Raw genomic sequence first — 15,587 nt, forward strand, 5'->3', positions numbered from 1 at the left:
TAAGAGCTGAACGCATCTAAGCTCGAAACCCACCTGGAAAAGAGACACCGCAGAGAGCCCCTGTAGAAGACAGGGTAGATAGACTCGGGGTGTACGCACTGAGGTAACGAAGTGTTGAGCCCACGAGTACTAAGCGCTCGAAGCCATCATTCATACGCACTGTGACTCGCAGTTCAGCCATCGAGCTGACTGAACGAGTCCAGGCGCAAACTGGATCGCACGTACACAAGGTTGTTCGACCGAGACTGGTAGTTTCGCGGTTCGATTCCGCGACTCGGCGTTAGGCGGCCATAGCGGCGGGGTTGCCTCCCGTACCCATCCCGAACACGGAAGATAAGCCCGCCAGCGTTCCAGGGAGTACTGGAGTGCGCGAGCCTCTGGGAAATCTGGTTCGCCGCCACCATTCATACTTTCATCGAGCCTCGCAGAGAGTCATCTCTCTGCGGGGCTTTTTGCATGTATAGAGAGCGGCAGCGCTGTCGGCGGCGATGTGCGTCACTGAGTCGTCGCAGAGCGTCGTGCCCGCGACACAGCGACAGCTCGTCGGACGGACTGCGGCAGAATCAGTAGCGGGCGGCGCTATCGTCGGTCTGATTCGGGGTTGTGCTTGCGGCGGTAGGTACCGACCATTTTCCAGAGGGTGTCGTCGATTGTTTCGCCGTCGGCTTCGTCCTCGAGTTGCCGGTACAGGTTCTCCGAGACTTCGATGCGAGGCATCGGGTGTGTATAGCGACCGGGAGTAAATAAATTCTCGCTGACACGGAACCGAGTAAAAGCTTCACGTCTTGTGGTTTCCCGTGATGGCTGAGTGTCACTCGCCGTAGAGCCAGCGCGCGCCGAAGGCGACGAACCACGCCATCCAGATACAGAAGACGAGGAGCCACGCACCGTACTGGACCGTCGCGTCGGGGACGAGTACGTACGCGACGACGAGGAGAGCGGCGACGCTCGCGGCGGCCGCGGCGTCCCAGCGACCGGGCGCGGGAGGCGTCACCATCGACTCGGGTTACTGTGAGATGCCGTAGGTGTCGCCCGACCAGTCGCGGGCGGGGAAGTCATACACTGGCTGGTGGTGGTCGATGTCGTCGATGCGCTGGTGGTCCTCTGTGGCGAGGTCCCAGTCGAACAGGTCGCGGTTCGCCCGGACGTGGTCGGGTGAGGAGGACTTCGGAAGCGGGACGACATCGTTCTCGACGGCCCACTTCAGGATAACCTGTGCCGGCGAGCGGTCGTAGGACTCGGCGATGGCCCGAATCGTCTCGTCGGCGAACACTTCTGTTCGGCCCAGCGGTGCGGCCGCCTCAACGACGGTGTTAGTCTCACGGCAGTACTGTACGACGTCGTCCTGGGTGTTCCACGGGTGGTACTCGATCTGGTTGACGGCGATAGGGATGTCGCTGACGTGGTGGGCGGCGCTGAGCTGGTAGGCGCTGAAGTTAGAGACGCCGACGTTTCGTATCTTTCCCTGGTCGTGGAGCGTAGCCATCGCGTTCAGCGTCTCCCGGAGGGAAATGGTCGGGTTAGGCCAGTGAATCAGGTACAGGTCGAGGTAGTCCGTTCCGAGGCGCTCTAGCGACGCCTCGCAGGACGCGACGACGGACTCGTAGTCGAGGTGTTTCGGCAGGACCTTCGAAGTGAGGAAGACGTCCTCGCGGTCGTAGTCGGCGAGTGCCTCGCCGATAGCGGCCTCGTTGTGGTATCCCTCGGCGGTGTCGACGTGCGCGTAGCCGGCATCTAAACCCGCTCGTACGGAGTCGCCGACGGTGTCGTCGTCGAGGTTCCACGTACCGACGCCGACCGTCGGGAGTTCGTCGCCACTGGGGAGTGTCGTCGTTGGGATGGACATGGTCGGTCGGAGGCCCGCCGACGCTAAAACCGTTTGGACCACGTTCAGTTCCACCCCGCACCCGCGGCTCGAGTTCGGGCTCGCTCGAAACGGTGGTGCCGTGGTATGCAGAACGCCACCGCTCGAACCGAACTCGTCTGCCCCGCCCGACCAGCGGACGGTGGGGCTGTCGCCCACCTCGTCGGTCAGCCGCCGAAGTGGTGTCCCCGCTCGGGGGGTCGCGGGCGACCGAGAAGTCCGACTGGGCGGATGCCGTTCTGGGTTCGGGACGAGAGAATCGCTCGGGTCGTGGCCGCCCGTCAGTAGGGTTGGCTGTGTTCGACCGACTGTCGCTGTGGCGCACCGCTGGAGAGGTCGGCGACGCACTCCCGACAGAACTGGTACCCACGCTCGTTGGTGGCCCCGCAGTGGGCACAGTCGATGGTCTCGACCGCGTCGTCACTGGGGGCCGGCGGCGTCGTTTCGGGGTCGGACTGCGTGGCGCCGGAAGCGGGGTCGCTCTGCCGTCGGTAGGCGTACAGCATCGTCAGTACGTGCAGGCCGACGAGCAGGGCGATGGCGCCGTACAGCCATTCGCTCCCCATCATACGTGATTATACGGTGACGTTATACTTGAGGGTTGTGCATAGTTCACATGCCTCGTCGTCTCTGGGTGCCGTGTGGTGAATGCGGGCCGGGGCGGAGCGCGAGCGTTGAAGTAGGGTGAGGGACCCACCCGCCGTATGTCCACGCTGGAGACCGGTGATCGCTGATGGGTCGTCGGACCCTCGTCCTCGTCGTCCGTGAGGACGGCCGCTTTGACTGCCGGGTCGCACACTGGGGCGTCGACGCCGACCCGTTCGCACAGTCGCGTCCGCTCGGCAGTGCGTGGTCGGCGGCTACCGTCCGAGAGCTGCTCGATGCGACGTTCGAGCAGGTGCTCGTCTGTGACGGCTCGGTCCGCCGGTACTGCGTCTGCTGGCTGGACCCGAGGCTCGCGGACCCCGGGGACGTCGCCCTCGCACGCACCGACGACCCGGCGGCCCTGCGAGCGTGGTGGGTCGAGGAGAAATCTCGGGCCTGTGAGGCCGTCCGCAGCGGCGCCGCCGAGACGGTCCGGGCCGAACTGCTGGCCGCCCTTCGCGAGCGGACCGACGCAGTTCACCTGCCCGACGACGCGCCCTTTTTACGGGGCGCCCGCTAACCGGCAGCCGTGACCGCCGACAGCGCCGTCGAGACACTCAGCTATCCGGCCCCCGACACCGTCTGTGACCTCGTCGAGCGGGCGATAGAGCGGGGGGCGATGGTGACGTTGTTCGGCCCCTGCACTGTCGAGTACGAAGGGCGAGCGGCCAGTTCGCTCGGCCCCGGCGACCGCCACGTGACGCTGAAGCCAGACGGGGCCGCACTGGTCCACACCGACGAGGGCCAGCAACCGGTCAACTGGCAACCGCCGGGGTGTGACCACAGCGTCGCCGTCGCCGACGGCGCACTCGTGGTCCGGTCCGAACGGACGACGCCGGAGGAGGAACTCGAAATCGTCTTCGAGACGGTCGCGCACGCGGCGGCCTTCGACGTGAGCGACCCGGAGGAACTGGCCGTTACCGGCACCGAGGCCGACCTGAAAGAGCGGATTCTCGACGCACCGGACCTCGTCGAGTCCGGGTTCACGCCGCTCGCGACCGAACGGGAGACGCCCGCCGGCGCCGTCGACGTCTACGGCGAGGACGCGGCCGGCCGGACGGTCGTCGTAGAACTGAAGCGGCGTCGCGTCGGCCCCGACGCCGTCGGCCAACTCGACCGGTACGTCGAAGCGCTGTGCCGGGACCTACACGCGGACACCGAGGTCAGGGGTATCCTCGTCGCGCCGTCAGTGACCGACCGCGCACGGCAGTTACTGGCCGAGAAGGGGTTGGAGTTCGTCTCGCTGGAACCGCCCTAGTAGACGGCGATGTCGTCGGACGACGAGACGACGACGGTGTGACCGTAGTAGGTAAAGGAGACGTGGCCGACCGTCTCGCTCCCGAACAGCGCGGCTAGTGCGTCCGGGTCTACGGCCGTCGTCAGCGGGGGCAACGCCTCGATAGGGTCGTCTTCGACCGCCGCGACCGCTCGAACGACGGTTTCGGCGACCGAATCCGTCTTCTCGAGCGTCGTCGAGAGGTCCGGCGTGGTCGACGAGGCGTCTGGTGCTGTGTGCATACGTGTCACTAACTGCCAAAGAATAAAACGTGCCTACCTAACTAGTTAGTGGAATGTATTTTCTAACCAACTGTCATCCTCGCTCGACGCTGTGCTTGAGGTCTGCAAGCACGTTCAGCGCCTCGACGGGCGTCATCGTCGCGACGTCGACCTCGCGGAGGGCCCGTTCGAGGCCGTCAGCCGACTTCGTCCGAACCACCTCGGCCGTCTCCGCGCCTTCGTCTGTCGTCCCGTGGCCGTTCGTCGACGGGCGGGTCGCTGTCGGCGTCGAGTCCGGGTTTGCCGGTTCGTCGTCCGGTTCGTCGTCCGCGATGACGGACCGGGATCGCTCGACGACGCTCTCGGGGACGCCGGCCATCTCGGCGACTTCGACGCCGTAGGAGGCCGCCGCCGGGCCGGGTGCGAGTTCGTGGTCGAACACCACGTCGCCGTCCTCCCGACTCGTCTCGAAGTGGCGGTTCGCGACGCCGGCGAGGTCGCTGGCCGCCTCGGTCAGGTCGTGATGGTGGGTCGCAAAGAGGGTGTACGCACCCACTTCGTCGTGAAGGTACTCGGTGACGGCGCGGGCGATGGCCAGTCCGTCGGCCGTCGACGTCCCCCGACCCACCTCGTCAAGCAGGACCAGCGAGTCCGCCGTCGCCTCCCGGAGGATGGTGGCGAGTTCGGTCATCTCTATCATGAACGTCGAGCGCCCGCCCGCGATGTCGTCGCTGGCGCCGACGCGGGTGAACACGCGGTCCAGCACCGGGAGGTCGGCCGACGACGCGGGGACGAAACTGCCCGCCTGTGCCAGCAGACAGACGAGCGCGACCTGTCGCATGTAGGTGGACTTCCCGCTCATGTTGGGGCCGGTGAGGACGGCGAAGAAGGGGTCGAGTTCGTCTGTGTCGGCGTCCCCGAGGGGACCGCTCCCGAGGTGGGTGTCGTTTGGGACGAACGCGTCCTCCGTCCGTTCGACGACGGGGTGGCGACCCCGTTCGATGTCGATGCCGTCGCCGCCGACGGTCGGCCGACAGTAGTCGTGACGGGCGGCCACCTCGGCGAAGGAGACGAGGACGTCCAGTCGAGCGAGGCGGTCGGCCAGTGCCTGTACGCGTTCGGCCTCGTCGGCGACGGCGTCCCGGACCCGACAGAACAGGTCGTACTCTAAGTCGTCGGCCTCGCTCTCGGCGCGCAGAATCTCCTCTTCGCGCTCTTTGAGTTCCGGGGTGTAGAACCGCTCGCTATTTTTCAGCGTCTGCCGGCGCTGGTAGTCCTCGGGCACCGACTCGAGGTTGGCGTTGGTCACCTCGATGTAGTAGCCGTGGACCGAGTTGTGGCCGACCTTCAGCGAGTCGATGCCGGTGCGCTCGCGTTCGTCGGCTTCGAGGCTGTCTATCCAATCCTTGCCCGAGCGCTCCGTCGAGCGAAGGGCGTCGAGTTCGTCGTCGTACCCCTCGCGGACGACCCCGCCTTCGGTGACCTCCTGTGGCGGGTCCGGGCGAATCGCGGCCTCTATCTCCTCGCGCGTGTCGGTAAGCGGGTCCAGCGTCGCGTGGAGGTCAGCCAGCAGGCGGGCGTCGGCCTCGGCGATGGCGTCGCGCACGTCGGGGACCACCGACAGCGTCGACGCCAGCGACCGCAGGTCCCGGGCGTTCGCCCGACCACGAGAGACACGCGAGATGAGCCGTTCGAGGTCGTAGACGTCGGCCAGCAGGTCGTGGAGTCGCTCGCGGGTCGCGGGGTCACGCTGGAGTTCCGCAACCGATTCGTGACGGCCATCGATGCGGTCTGTGTCGAGTAGCGGTCGGCGAAGCCAGTCGGTCAACTCGCGCCGACCAAGTGCGCACGCCGTCTCGTCCAGCGTGTCCACGAGCGTGAGGTTCTCGTGGCCCCGCACGGAGCGGCGCTCGAACAGTTCGAGGCTCTCGACGGCCACCGCGTCCAGCAGCATGTACTCGCGGGGGTCGTACCGCGTGAGGTGGTTGAGGTAATCGAGGGTTCGTTTGGGGTCCACGTCGGGGTCGACGGGTTCCCCGTCCGGCCCGACCGCACCCGAACTCCCGCGGGTGTACTCGGCGTACGACAGCAGGGCGCCACAGGCGCGTCGCTCGGCGTCGCCGGCCAGCAACCGCTCGGGCGGCCCGAAGTACCGCTCGATGCGCTCCTCGGCCCGCTCACGCTCGAAGGCGGCGGCGTCGTACTCGGTGACGAGACAGGCCGGGCCGAACACCTCGTCGTCGGCCACGTCGACGTTCGGGCCGACGATGGCCTCGGCGGGGCCGAACCGACTCAGTTCGTCGGCGACGGCCGTCTCGCTGGCGACGCTCGTGGCGTAACAGTCGCCCGTCGAGACGTCGACGAGCGCGAGGCCGTAACCGTTGCCGGCGGCCAGCGCCGCGACGTAGTTGTTGTCGGCCCCGCCGAGCAGTTCCGACTCGGTGAGCGTCCCCGGCGTGACGATGCGGGTGACCGCTCGCTGGACGACGCCGCTGACCTCGTCGGGGTCCTCCACTTGGTCGGCGACGGCGACCCGGTAGCCGGCGTCCAACAGCGTCTCGATGTACGACTCGGCGTTGTCGATGGGGATGCCCGCCATCGGGTACTTCCCGGTGGAGTCGGTGCGCTGGGTGAGCGTTATCTCACAGAGCCGTGCGACTCGCTCGGCGGCGGCACAGAAGGCCTCGTAGAAGTCGCCGACCTGAAAGAGCACGAGTGCGTCGTCGTACTGCTCGCAGAGCTCGTAGTACTGTGCCATCATCGGCGTCAGGTCGTCGTCTAGCTCGGCCATCTGCTCTGGCGGGCCAAGCGCAGCGTCCATGCTCTCAAGGCGGGCCGGGCCGTAGAAATACCCCGCGGTCCGGCCACGCCGCTGTAACGCTTACCTGAATCCACTGCCTACACTCGGGCATGACCACATCCGACCCCGACCGGCCGGTGACGATCCGGACCCGCGCGGAACTGGACGAGTACCTGACCGAGAGCGACCGCGTGCTGGTGATGGTCCGGACCGAGGGCTGTGCCATCTGCCAGTCGATGGAACCGATTCTCGACAACGTGGTGCGAGCGACAGACGCCACCGTCCTCGTGTTCAACCCTCGCGAGGACTTAGACGCCGTCGCGGCGTTCGACGTCCGTAGCACCCCGACGTTCCTGCTGTTCGTCGACGGTGAGTTGGTCGACCGGCGGGCCGACGGGTTCGTCCCGACGGCGGCCCTCGTCGAGTTCGTCGAGGACGGATGACGGTACGCTTTTAATTTCGCCGGCAGAGTCGGGTACTGATGTCCCTCCGCATCGGTGTCGCGCTCAGTGACGCGGCGGCACACCTCGTTAGTCGAACCGGCGCAGTACTTCTCGCGGTGTCTCTCGTCGTCCAGATAGTCACTACGACGATCGTGTACTCGGCGCTCGCGTGGTGGTACGCCAGTCTCGGGCTGGCCGACGCGGCGCGGATGCTCCCGCTGACGGTGGACGTGGCGGCCCCGGTCCTCGGCGCTGGCTACCTCGTGGTGCTCGTCGTCTCGCTGTACAGTTCGGTCGTCGCCGTCCGGACGTTTGTCGCCGGAGCCGGAGCGACGTTCCCGGACGGTGCGTTCACCCGGAACGTCCCGCTGGCGATGGTGAACCTCCTCGTCGGCGGCCTCACGTACAGTCTCGTCGTCGCTGTCGGGTCGCTACTCGTCGTCCCCGGCCTCGTCGCCTACGTCGCCTTCCTGTTTATGCTCCCCATCGTCGCCGTCGAGGACCGCAATTTCGTCGACGCGCTCCGGGAGAGTTACCGCCGTACGAAGGGCCACTGGGTGCGCCTGTTCGCCCTGATGGTCGTCGTCGTGGCGCTGTCCGGTTTCCTCGGCGGCGTCATCGGCCTCGTCACCTCCCTGTTGCTCCCGTACGAGTTCGCGCTGCTGGCGATAGTGCTCGTACAGACCCCCGTCTCGCTGTATACCGTCGCCGTCATCGCGTCGGCCTACCGGCAGCTACAGGGCGGGACCACTCACTCGTTGGGTGGTCCGAGGGCCGGCGCCGGGCCGGCTTAGTCCTCGGCTGTGAGCCTGACCGTGACGACGGGCACCGGCGAGCGCCGGACTACCTTCTCGGCGACGCTGCCGATGAGGTAGTGGTCTAGCCCGGTTCGACCGTGCGTACCCATCACGACGAGGTCCGACCTCTCGTCCTCGACGTACGCCAGAATCTCCGAGCGCGGGACGCCCTCGACGACGGCCGTCTCGACGGGCACGCTCTCGGGCAGCGCCGAGACGGTGTCGTCGACGGCCTGCTCGGCCCGTTCGCGTTCGGCTTCCGTCCACGCCTCGGCGGAGAGGCCGGCGGTAGGACTCTCGAAGCGGTTGCGCGTGTCGACCACCGAGAGGACGTGGACCGTCGCGTCGAAGCGGTGGGCGAAGTTCCCGGCGTGTTCGGCGGCCGCGGCGATGCCGTCGCTCCCGTCGGTCGGAAGCAGGATGTCGTCGTACATACTCGAAGGGAGAACGTGCCGCGGTTAGAAGGCACCGGCTGCCATCAGGAACAGTGCGACGGCGATGATCGCGAACAGGGCGCCGACGCCCTTCTTGATGAGGCTGGTGTCGAGCGCCGCCGAGACGTAGGGCGCTATCTGGCCGCCGGTGACCGTCGCTGGGACCGTCCAGACGACCATGTTCCACGGCGTCGAGGCGAGATCCATCGTGTGGCCGCCCACGAGGCCGCCGCCGAAGACGTGGACGAGCGAGGCCAGCACTGCGGTCAGCGCGACGACGATGTGGTTCGTCCCGATGGCGACCCGGACCGGGACGTTCGTCCGGAGCATCGAGATGATACCCAGTTCGCCGATACCGAACCCGGCGAGGCCCTGGAAGACCCCACCGATGCTGTAGTTGGCGAAGCGTTCGAGGTAGCCGCCGTGTGAGTAGGTGTAGTCGTTCCCGTCCTTGTCGACGCGCGTGACGGTGCCGTTCTCGTCTTTCTCGACGCCGGCGGGACCGAGTTTGTCGGCGTCGTTCGGAAGGTTGGCGCCGGTGCCGCCGTCCGCGGAGACGCCGGCCTCTTCGTCGCCGGCGGCGCCGGGTTCCTCGTGCCCGAGGTCGGCCTTGAACAACAGGAACGATGCGGCGATGAGCGCGATACCCAGCAGCGCGTGGAACACCGGCGCGGGGATGACGAACGAGAGGAGCGCGCCCGCGACGACGAACGGGATGCCGCCGAGGACGAGGCTGAGCGCCAGTCGGCGGTCGACGAGGCCGTACTGGATGAACGCCAGCGCCGAACTGGAGAGGCCGAACGACTCGCTGATGAGACCGACTTTCACGAGCGTCTCCGGCGTGAGCGTCTCGCCGGCGACGACCGGGAAGACGAAAATGAGGAACGGCACGAACAGCGCCGACCCGCTTATCCCGACCGTGTTGACGATGGTAGCGCCGGTGATGAACGCGAGGAACAGCCACCAGTATTCGAGCCAGTAGCCGGTCCCCGAGCCACTGGTGGGTGCGAAGAAGTACACCCCGAGTACGAACGCCAGTGGTGCGAGGAACACGAAGACGTGCTGGTATTTGAGGAAAGTCTTCTGGATGTGTCCGGACGATGACGACGTGGTCATTGAATCGTGAAACCAGCGTAGAGAATCGGGACTTAAGAGCGTTGTCGTATAGTTCGACGTCTCGGGCGATGATTCGTGACAATTCGACGGTCTGAGGGGACAATAACCATCGTCTCGCTTGCGCTCGCGTGCGCGGTGATAAATCCCTAATGTTTATTGTACCGGGCCGTGTCACTGTGTGACGTAATGAGTTTTCCAGAGGGGCCCACGGAGGCAGAGCAGTCGTACGACGACAGTCACGACGCAGTCGATCGCGCCCCGACGGACGGACTCGTCGCGACGGTACTGCGGGCCATTCGAACCCACGTCGAGACGTGGTCGGACCGCTACGTCGAGATGCGCGTCGAAGCCCGTACCGACCGTCGCTAGCGGCGTCGGTCGACCGTTCTTGCCGACGCTACGCCCGTAGCATCGGGTGTGCCCGCCGCGACGACGGCGACACGACGGCTTTCAGGAACCGCGTAGCCGCTACCGTGACTGTCACCGACACGGTCGGCGGCCGAGATGTCGTCGTCTTCGAAGCCGACGGGTCGCTGTACGCCGACGAGAACGGCGGCTACGCGCTCGAACGAGTTCGCGAAGGGGAAACGAGGTTCGGAGCGGACGAGGCGGTTTGGAGCCCGCTCACGGGCGAGAGCGAGGACGCGCGCTCGCTGCCCCGGCTTCCAGCCCGGACGCTGTTGGCGTGGCAGGACGACCACGGCCCGGACGCGTTCTACGAACCATAACCGCCGTTCTTGGGTCGCTCGACGGCTGTTTCGAAGTCGGAGAGCGACTCTCCGGAGACGACGCTCGCTGGGCGCGAAACCACTAACACGATACTCCCCGAGAAGCCGGTATGGACATCGAGCGCATCGCGGTCCACGAGTCGGCCGGACAGGCGTTCCCCATCCCGGCGTTGGTCGAGTCGCTGTCGTCGCTGTCGGTACCTGTCGAACGGACCACGGACGGCGAGACGTACGGCCCCGGCGACTGCGTCGTCACCTTCTCGCCCCGCGAGGCGTTCCTCGATGCGGCGTGGATCCACGGGGTGCGGGCGGGATACGACGAGTTCGACACGGCGGCCTACGAGGCCAGCGGCACCGCCCTCACCAACAGCACGGGCATCCACGGCGACACGGTGCCGGAGACGGTGGTCGGCTACCTCACCATGTTCGCCCGCCGCCTCCACGTCTACCGGGACCAGCAACGCGAGCGCGTCTGGGACCACGAGGCCTACGAGGTCCCGTTCACCCTGACCGGCGAGCGCGTCTGCGTCGTCGGCCTCGGGACCATCGGACAGGGAGTCGCGCGGCGGGCCGACGCGCTGGGGATGGACGTGGTCGGCGTTCGGCGCTCGGGCGACCCCGTCGACGGCGTCGAGCGGGTGTACACGCCCGACGAACTGGGCGCGGCCGTCGATGACGCCCGGTTCGTCGTCCTCGCCGTCCCGCTGACCGACGCCACCGAGGGACTGGTCGACGCCGCCGTCCTCGACGCGATGCCCGCGGACGCCTACCTCGTCAACGTCGCTCGCGGTGACGTCGTCGTCGAGGAGGCCCTGCTGTCGGCGCTGGCCGACGAATCTATCGCCGGCGCCGCTATCGACGCCTACTGGGAGGAACCGCTCCCCGAGGACCACCCGCTGTGGGGCTACGAGAACGTCGTCATGTCACCACACTGTGCGGCCTTTACGAACCACTACCACGAGGACATCGCCGGACTCGTCCGCGAGAACGTCGAGCGGGCGATGCGCGGCGAGTCACTCCGGAACCGCGTCGCCTAGGTCCCTTCGACCAGCCGTTCGAGCTGTTCCGGCGGTACCGCCCCGCGAGCGGCGTAGCCGTCGTAGGCGAACGTCGGGACGCCCGTGACGCCCTGTCGCTGTGCGGCGGTGAACTGCTCGCGGACCGTCGCCCGGAGACTGTCGTCGTCGAGCGCCGAGCGCACCTCGTCGGCGTCGACGCCGGCCTCCTCGGCGAGTTCGACCAGCACGTCCTCGTCGCCGATGTCGCGGCCCTCCTGCCAGAGCGCCTCGAAGACGGCCACGTCGAAGTCGAGCCACGTCTCGTAGTCGTAGTGCTCCTCGACGTAGTAGGAGACGACCTGCGCCGGCAGGGAGTCGACGTCGGTGGCGATGTCGAGGTCCATCTCCACGTCGTACTTCTCTTGGAGACGGCGGACGCCCTGCTTGGCCTGCTCGTAGTACTCGTCGTCTTTCCCGTCGTCGACGGAGTGATCGATGGTGCCGTCGGGATTGCGCTTCTGGCTCCGCAGGTCGAACGGGTGCCAGTCTATCTCCAGTTCGGACTCCCGCGTCGACTGGTACTGCCGCAGGGACTCGCGCCCGAGGTAACAGAACGGGCAGACGTAGTCCGAGTACACCGTGATACGCTCGCTTCCCTGTGTCTCGCTCATACCGACGAGGTACCCCCTCGCTCGGTAAGAGCGGGACCCGGTCGTGTCCGAACATCGCACAACCGTGGTGTCGCCCGTCGATCAGTCCCTGAGGTGTGCGGCGACGGCGTCTACGTGGCCCTGTCCGACGACGGCGACCACGTCCCCACGCGCCCGGAGCGTCGTCAGTCGGTCGGCCATGTGACGCTCGCGGGCCGTCGTGCGGACGTCGGCCGCAGGCGGCGGGTCGAACGCCGAGCGCATCGCCTCGGCCGTCTCCATCAGCGCTCGCTCGTCGGCGGCCTGTCGCTCGGCGTCGTCGCTCCACCCGGCGTCGTACACCGTCGGGACGTCGACGGTCATCTGCAACGCCGTCAGCGCGGTGAACGCGGCAGCCACCCGGCGGGTGAGTGCCGTCTTCGTGAGTGAGAGGACCGATCGGGCCGTGCTTCTGATCGTCGCCAGCGATGCGCGCTCCCGGTGGAGGGCGGCCACGACGCGGCCCAGAAACGCCAGTGACGGGCCGTCGACACCGACGACTTCCGCGCCGTCGGCCGCCTGTATCGCGGCGCTCATCTCCCCGCCGAAGGTGGGCGGTGTCATCGTGTCGGTCGCGTGGTGTTCGAACAACGGCACCGCAAGCGGCGGGAGTTCGAGCGCCAGTACCGCCGGAGACTCGCGGTCGACCACCGATTGCACGCGGTGTGCGCTGGCCGGGTGGTCGTGGAGCGTCCCGACGAGGACGACGTCCCCGTCGGCGTCGCTACCGGGGACACGGTCGAGACACTCCTCACGGAGGCGGGGGTCGCTCATCGAGTCGTCGCTTGACTGCACTGCGGTAATACTGTAGTATCAGGCCGAACAGAGACATTAACGTTCCGCCACTGTCGTGCGTACTGATAGCAATCCGACCGTGTCTCGGTGGGCAGACGCATCACCGGTCGGTACGGAACGTGAACGTCGATTGTACCGACCCTGCCTTGTATATGCGTCCCGCTCGAAGCCGCCTGCATGGCAGACGACCGCGTCATCGAACTCCTCCGGCAGGCGTACAGCGACGAGATAGAGACGGTGATGAACTACCAGACGAACGCCATCGTCCTCGATGGCGTCCGCGCCGAAGAGATAAAGGAGAGCCTCAAGCAGGACATACAGGAGGAACTGGGCCACGCCGAGCGACTCGGCCAGCGACTCAAGCAACTCGACGCGCAACCGCCCGGCTCCGGCGAGTTCGTCGCGCGGCAGGACTCCCTCCAGCCACCGGCCGACTCGACGGACGTGCTGTCGGTCATCGAGGGCGTCCTCGACGCCGAGAACGACGCTATCGACACCTATCACGACCTCATCGACGCCGCCGAGGCGGCGAACGACCCCGTGACGGAGGACCTCGCGGTCACCCTGCTTGCCGACGAGGAGGCCCACCGGACGGAGTTCCGCGGGTTCCGCAAAGAGTACCGCAACGACTGAGCTAACGCCGCCTTAGGACACGGTAAGGGCGGGTGGTTCGTCTCGCCCGCGCAGTTCTCTCAGTATAACAATACCCGCTGTCTCGGCACAGGGTAGTGCAATGGCACGAAGCAACCTGACCGAACGAGACGAGGGGAAACGAGTCGTCAACGCGGAAGGCGAGGCCGTAGGCATGATATCTGGATTCCGCGGTGGCGATGCCTTCGTCGACCCCGACCCGGGGATCACAGACAAGATCATGTCGCGACTCGGCTGGGAGGACATCGACGAGGACGACTACAAACTCGACCCCTCGAAAGTCGACACCATCACCGACGACGAGGTCCGACTCAAGCCTAACCTGTAGTGGTTCTCACGGACGCCCCGAGGGGGGCGTGGTCCTTCGACCGTTTCTCACGCTCTTACGACCTCGATTATGCCTCCACGGCGTCCAGTAGCGTCTCGACTCGCTCTACTACCGTCTCGCTGTCGACCGCGAGCAGGGTGACGCTCCCGGCGACGCCGACCTCGCCCCGGTCGACGACGGCGACGGGCGAGTCCGCGCTCGCTTCGAACGCCTGCCCGACGCCCCACGCCGTCGCTGGCGTGGCGGCGACGTCGCTCGGTCGGTCGCTCGGGTCGTACCCCGAGACGGAGCCATCGAGGGCGTCGAGGGCCGCTTCCACGGCGTCGGTCAGGCGGCAGTTCACGGCGTATCGCAGGGCGGGGTCGTGTTCGCGAGCGGCAAGCAGGACCTGTGCGACGGTACTCCCTGCGCCGAAACGCACGCCCCGATTCGGCCGGACGCCGTCCATCGTCCGGGTGATGCGGCCCTCGACGGCGGCCACCTCGTCCGGCGTCTCGGCGTAGGGCGTCGCGCCGGCGACGGTCATCCCCACCTCGGGGACCAGCGGCGAGACGTCGCGGTCGACGAGCGCGGAGACGGCCCGCTCGACGGCCTCGCTGGTGTCGTTGCGGGCGGCCTCGTTACGCGTCTCGACCATGTGGTGGACCGCGCCGGGGCCCTCGCCCACGTCGAGGTTGTACCGCACCGCCCGAGCGAGCAGGTCGATGCCGGCCGCGACGGCGTCGCCGAGGTCGTCGCCGTGGGCCAGTCTGGTGGCGATGGCCGAGGAGAGCGTACACCCCGACCCGTGAGTGGCCTCGGTGTCGACCCGGTCGTGGCGGAACGTCGTCACCGAGTCGTCGGTCACCAACACGTCGACCACCTCGTCGCCGGGGACGTGTCCGCCCTTGACGAGGGCGGCGTCGGCCCCCAGTTCGACGATGTCCCGGCCGGCCGCCTCGGCGTCGCCGGGGTCGTCGATGGTCCGGTCGGTCAGCACCTCGGCCTCGTCGGCGTTGGGCGTGACCAGCGCCGCCTCCGCGATGAGGTCCTCGTAGGCCGCCTCGGCCTCGGGTTCCAGCAGGCGGTCGCCCGACGTGGCGACCATCACCGGGTCGACGACGAGGTTCGGCAGGGGCGTCTCCTCGACCACGAGGTCGATTACGTCGCTCACCGCGAGCATCCCCGTCTTGACGGCGGCCACGTCGAAGTCCTCCCGGACCGCCCGAATCTGGGCCTCGATGTCGTCGGTCGGCAGGAGGTGGCTCCCCCGTACGCCGGTCGTGTTCTGTGCGGTGACGCTCGTGATGGCGCTGGTGCCGAAGGCCCCGCCGGCCTCGATGGTCTTCAGGTCCGCCTGGATGCCGGCGCCGCCGCCCGAGTCGCTCCCCGCGATGGTGAGTACGACCGGCGGCGTGACCGGTGCGTCCGCGCGTGTCATGTTCGAGGGCTGGACCGGCGGCCCCAAAGCGGTGCTGGTCTGGCAGGTCCGCGCGTGACAGCGAGCTGGCGAAACCACCACCCCGTACGCCGTCCTAGTATGCTAATAATACTTCATATCACACCCGAGAAACGCTTATGTATGAGAACCTCCCACACCCGGTGTACGACAATGGAACCGGCTCCGAACGACTCCGGCGAAAACGACGAGCAGTACGGCAGTTTCACGACCGGCGGCGGCGACGTCGTCGTCTACGACACCGACAACCCTGAAGCGTGGCTTCAGTCCAGCTATGCCGTCGAAGTAGGTACCTCGTCGGAGCGAACAAGCGCTTGACATCCTCCCCGCGCTAAAGCGCGAGGATTCCTCTGTTGGGGTTCGG

General features: G+C 67.1%; 21 protein-coding genes and 2 rRNA genes. 12 read left to right on the forward strand and 11 right to left on the reverse strand.

From position 1 onward, the window contains the following. Together IEY28_RS16620 and rrf are read left to right on the forward strand one after the other, a co-directional pair. A 23S ribosomal RNA gene (locus tag IEY28_RS16620) occupies window positions 1-153 on the forward strand; the annotation flags it as partial. Window positions 154-280: 127 nt separating this feature from the next. Then, window positions 281-403 (forward strand): 5S ribosomal RNA (gene rrf, locus IEY28_RS16625). Window positions 404-579: 176 nt separating this feature from the next. Here the strand turns inward: rrf and IEY28_RS16630 are convergent. From IEY28_RS16630 to IEY28_RS16645, 4 genes are all read right to left on the reverse strand, one after another. Further along, window positions 580-717, reverse strand: a complete 138-nt coding sequence (locus IEY28_RS16630) for a hypothetical protein (protein WP_166968190.1) — start codon at window positions 715-717, stop codon at window positions 580-582. A 94-nt stretch (window positions 718-811) separates the two neighbouring features. Beyond that, complete coding sequence (locus IEY28_RS16635; RefSeq protein WP_189000455.1) at window positions 812-997, reverse strand: hypothetical protein; 186 nt, start codon at window positions 995-997, stop codon at window positions 812-814. 9 nt (window positions 998-1,006) lie between these two features. Next, window positions 1,007-1,846 (reverse strand): aldo/keto reductase, encoded by an 840-nt coding sequence (locus IEY28_RS16640; protein WP_189000470.1) that lies wholly within the window; start codon window positions 1,844-1,846, stop codon window positions 1,007-1,009. Window positions 1,847-2,145: 299 nt separating this feature from the next. Further along, a complete protein-coding gene (locus IEY28_RS16645; RefSeq protein WP_189000473.1) occupies window positions 2,146-2,433 on the reverse strand; it encodes a DUF7577 domain-containing protein in 288 nt (95 codons plus the stop codon). A gap of 164 nt (window positions 2,434-2,597) precedes the next feature. On the opposite strand from IEY28_RS16645, the gene IEY28_RS16650 reads away from it, so the two are divergent. Beyond that, window positions 2,598-3,029: a hypothetical protein gene (locus IEY28_RS16650; protein WP_189000476.1), complete on the forward strand. Its 432-nt coding sequence runs from the start codon at window positions 2,598-2,600 to the stop codon at window positions 3,027-3,029. 9 nt (window positions 3,030-3,038) lie between these two features. Continuing rightward, window positions 3,039-3,767 carry an endonuclease NucS gene (gene nucS / locus IEY28_RS16655; RefSeq protein ID WP_189000479.1) on the forward strand — a complete coding sequence of 243 codons (729 nt, stop codon included), beginning with the start codon at window positions 3,039-3,041 and terminating at the stop codon, window positions 3,765-3,767. Here the strand turns inward: nucS and IEY28_RS16660 are convergent. Both IEY28_RS16660 and mutS read right to left on the reverse strand, forming a co-directional pair. After that, on the reverse strand, window positions 3,764-4,027 hold the full coding sequence (locus tag IEY28_RS16660; RefSeq protein WP_189000482.1) for a HalOD1 output domain-containing protein: 264 nt from the start codon (window positions 4,025-4,027) through the stop codon (window positions 3,764-3,766). The two genes, nucS and IEY28_RS16660, sit on opposite strands and share 4 nt — an antisense overlap. 73 nt (window positions 4,028-4,100) lie before the next feature. Next, window positions 4,101-6,827: a DNA mismatch repair protein MutS gene (mutS, locus tag IEY28_RS16665; RefSeq protein ID WP_189000484.1), complete on the reverse strand. Its 2,727-nt coding sequence runs from the start codon at window positions 6,825-6,827 to the stop codon at window positions 4,101-4,103. Between the two features lie 89 nt (window positions 6,828-6,916). On the opposite strand from mutS, the gene IEY28_RS16670 reads away from it, so the two are divergent. Together IEY28_RS16670 and IEY28_RS16675 are read left to right on the forward strand one after the other, a co-directional pair. After that, the gene (locus IEY28_RS16670; protein ID WP_189000486.1) at window positions 6,917-7,249 is read left to right on the forward strand and encodes a thioredoxin family protein; all 333 of its coding nucleotides are present in this window, start codon (window positions 6,917-6,919) and stop codon (window positions 7,247-7,249) included. A 38-nt stretch (window positions 7,250-7,287) separates the two neighbouring features. Continuing rightward, window positions 7,288-8,043, forward strand: coding sequence for a DUF7847 domain-containing protein (locus IEY28_RS16675; RefSeq protein WP_189000489.1), 756 nt, complete (start codon window positions 7,288-7,290; stop codon window positions 8,041-8,043). On the opposite strand, the gene IEY28_RS16680 is transcribed toward IEY28_RS16675, so the two are convergent. Beyond that, complete coding sequence (locus IEY28_RS16680; RefSeq protein ID WP_189000493.1) at window positions 8,040-8,480, reverse strand: universal stress protein; 441 nt, start codon at window positions 8,478-8,480, stop codon at window positions 8,040-8,042. The two genes, IEY28_RS16675 and IEY28_RS16680, sit on opposite strands and share 4 nt — an antisense overlap. Window positions 8,481-8,504: 24 nt before the next feature. Then, window positions 8,505-9,596, reverse strand: coding sequence for a sulfite exporter TauE/SafE family protein (locus IEY28_RS16685; RefSeq protein ID WP_189000496.1), 1,092 nt, complete (start codon window positions 9,594-9,596; stop codon window positions 8,505-8,507). A 186-nt stretch (window positions 9,597-9,782) separates the two neighbouring features. Between IEY28_RS16685 and IEY28_RS16690 the strand changes: the two genes are divergently transcribed. The 3 genes from IEY28_RS16690 (at window position 9,783) to ddh (ending at window position 11,361) form a co-directional block, all read left to right on the forward strand. Then, window positions 9,783-9,965 (forward strand): hypothetical protein, encoded by a 183-nt coding sequence (locus tag IEY28_RS16690; RefSeq protein WP_189000500.1) that lies wholly within the window; start codon window positions 9,783-9,785, stop codon window positions 9,963-9,965. A gap of 104 nt (window positions 9,966-10,069) precedes the next feature. After that, window positions 10,070-10,324: a hypothetical protein gene (locus tag IEY28_RS16695; protein WP_189000502.1), complete on the forward strand. Its 255-nt coding sequence runs from the start codon at window positions 10,070-10,072 to the stop codon at window positions 10,322-10,324. A gap of 110 nt (window positions 10,325-10,434) precedes the next feature. Then, on the forward strand, window positions 10,435-11,361 hold the full coding sequence (ddh, locus tag IEY28_RS16700; RefSeq protein ID WP_189000504.1) for a D-2-hydroxyacid dehydrogenase: 927 nt from the start codon (window positions 10,435-10,437) through the stop codon (window positions 11,359-11,361). Here the strand turns inward: ddh and IEY28_RS16705 are convergent. Beyond that, entirely contained in the window at window positions 11,358-11,993 is a 636-nt protein-coding gene (locus IEY28_RS16705; protein WP_189000507.1) for a DsbA family oxidoreductase, read from the reverse strand. The genes ddh and IEY28_RS16705 overlap by 4 nt on opposite strands. 81 nt (window positions 11,994-12,074) lie before the next feature. Beyond that, window positions 12,075-12,785: a TraB/GumN family protein gene (locus IEY28_RS16710; protein WP_189000510.1), complete on the reverse strand. Its 711-nt coding sequence runs from the start codon at window positions 12,783-12,785 to the stop codon at window positions 12,075-12,077. Between the two features lie 198 nt (window positions 12,786-12,983). Between IEY28_RS16710 and IEY28_RS16715 the strand changes: the two genes are divergently transcribed. Then, window positions 12,984-13,439, forward strand: a complete 456-nt coding sequence (locus IEY28_RS16715; RefSeq protein ID WP_189000513.1) for a ferritin-like domain-containing protein — start codon at window positions 12,984-12,986, stop codon at window positions 13,437-13,439. A 100-nt stretch (window positions 13,440-13,539) separates the two neighbouring features. Beyond that, window positions 13,540-13,785, forward strand: a complete 246-nt coding sequence (locus IEY28_RS16720; RefSeq protein WP_189000516.1) for a PRC-barrel domain containing protein — start codon at window positions 13,540-13,542, stop codon at window positions 13,783-13,785. Between the two features lie 67 nt (window positions 13,786-13,852). Here IEY28_RS16720 and thiD read toward each other — a convergent pair whose 3' ends face one another. Beyond that, on the reverse strand, window positions 13,853-15,205 hold the full coding sequence (gene thiD / locus IEY28_RS16725) for a bifunctional hydroxymethylpyrimidine kinase/phosphomethylpyrimidine kinase (protein ID WP_189000520.1): 1,353 nt from the start codon (window positions 15,203-15,205) through the stop codon (window positions 13,853-13,855). A gap of 171 nt (window positions 15,206-15,376) precedes the next feature. Between thiD and IEY28_RS16730 the strand changes: the two genes are divergently transcribed. Next, on the forward strand, window positions 15,377-15,541 hold the full coding sequence (locus IEY28_RS16730) for a DUF7331 family protein (RefSeq protein ID WP_189000523.1): 165 nt from the start codon (window positions 15,377-15,379) through the stop codon (window positions 15,539-15,541). Window positions 15,542-15,587 lie beyond the last annotated feature (46 nt).

It is taken from the genome of Haloarcula pellucida (assembly GCF_014647235.1).
Taxonomy (GTDB): Archaea; Halobacteriota; Halobacteria; order Halobacteriales; family Haloarculaceae; genus Haloarcula; species Haloarcula pellucida.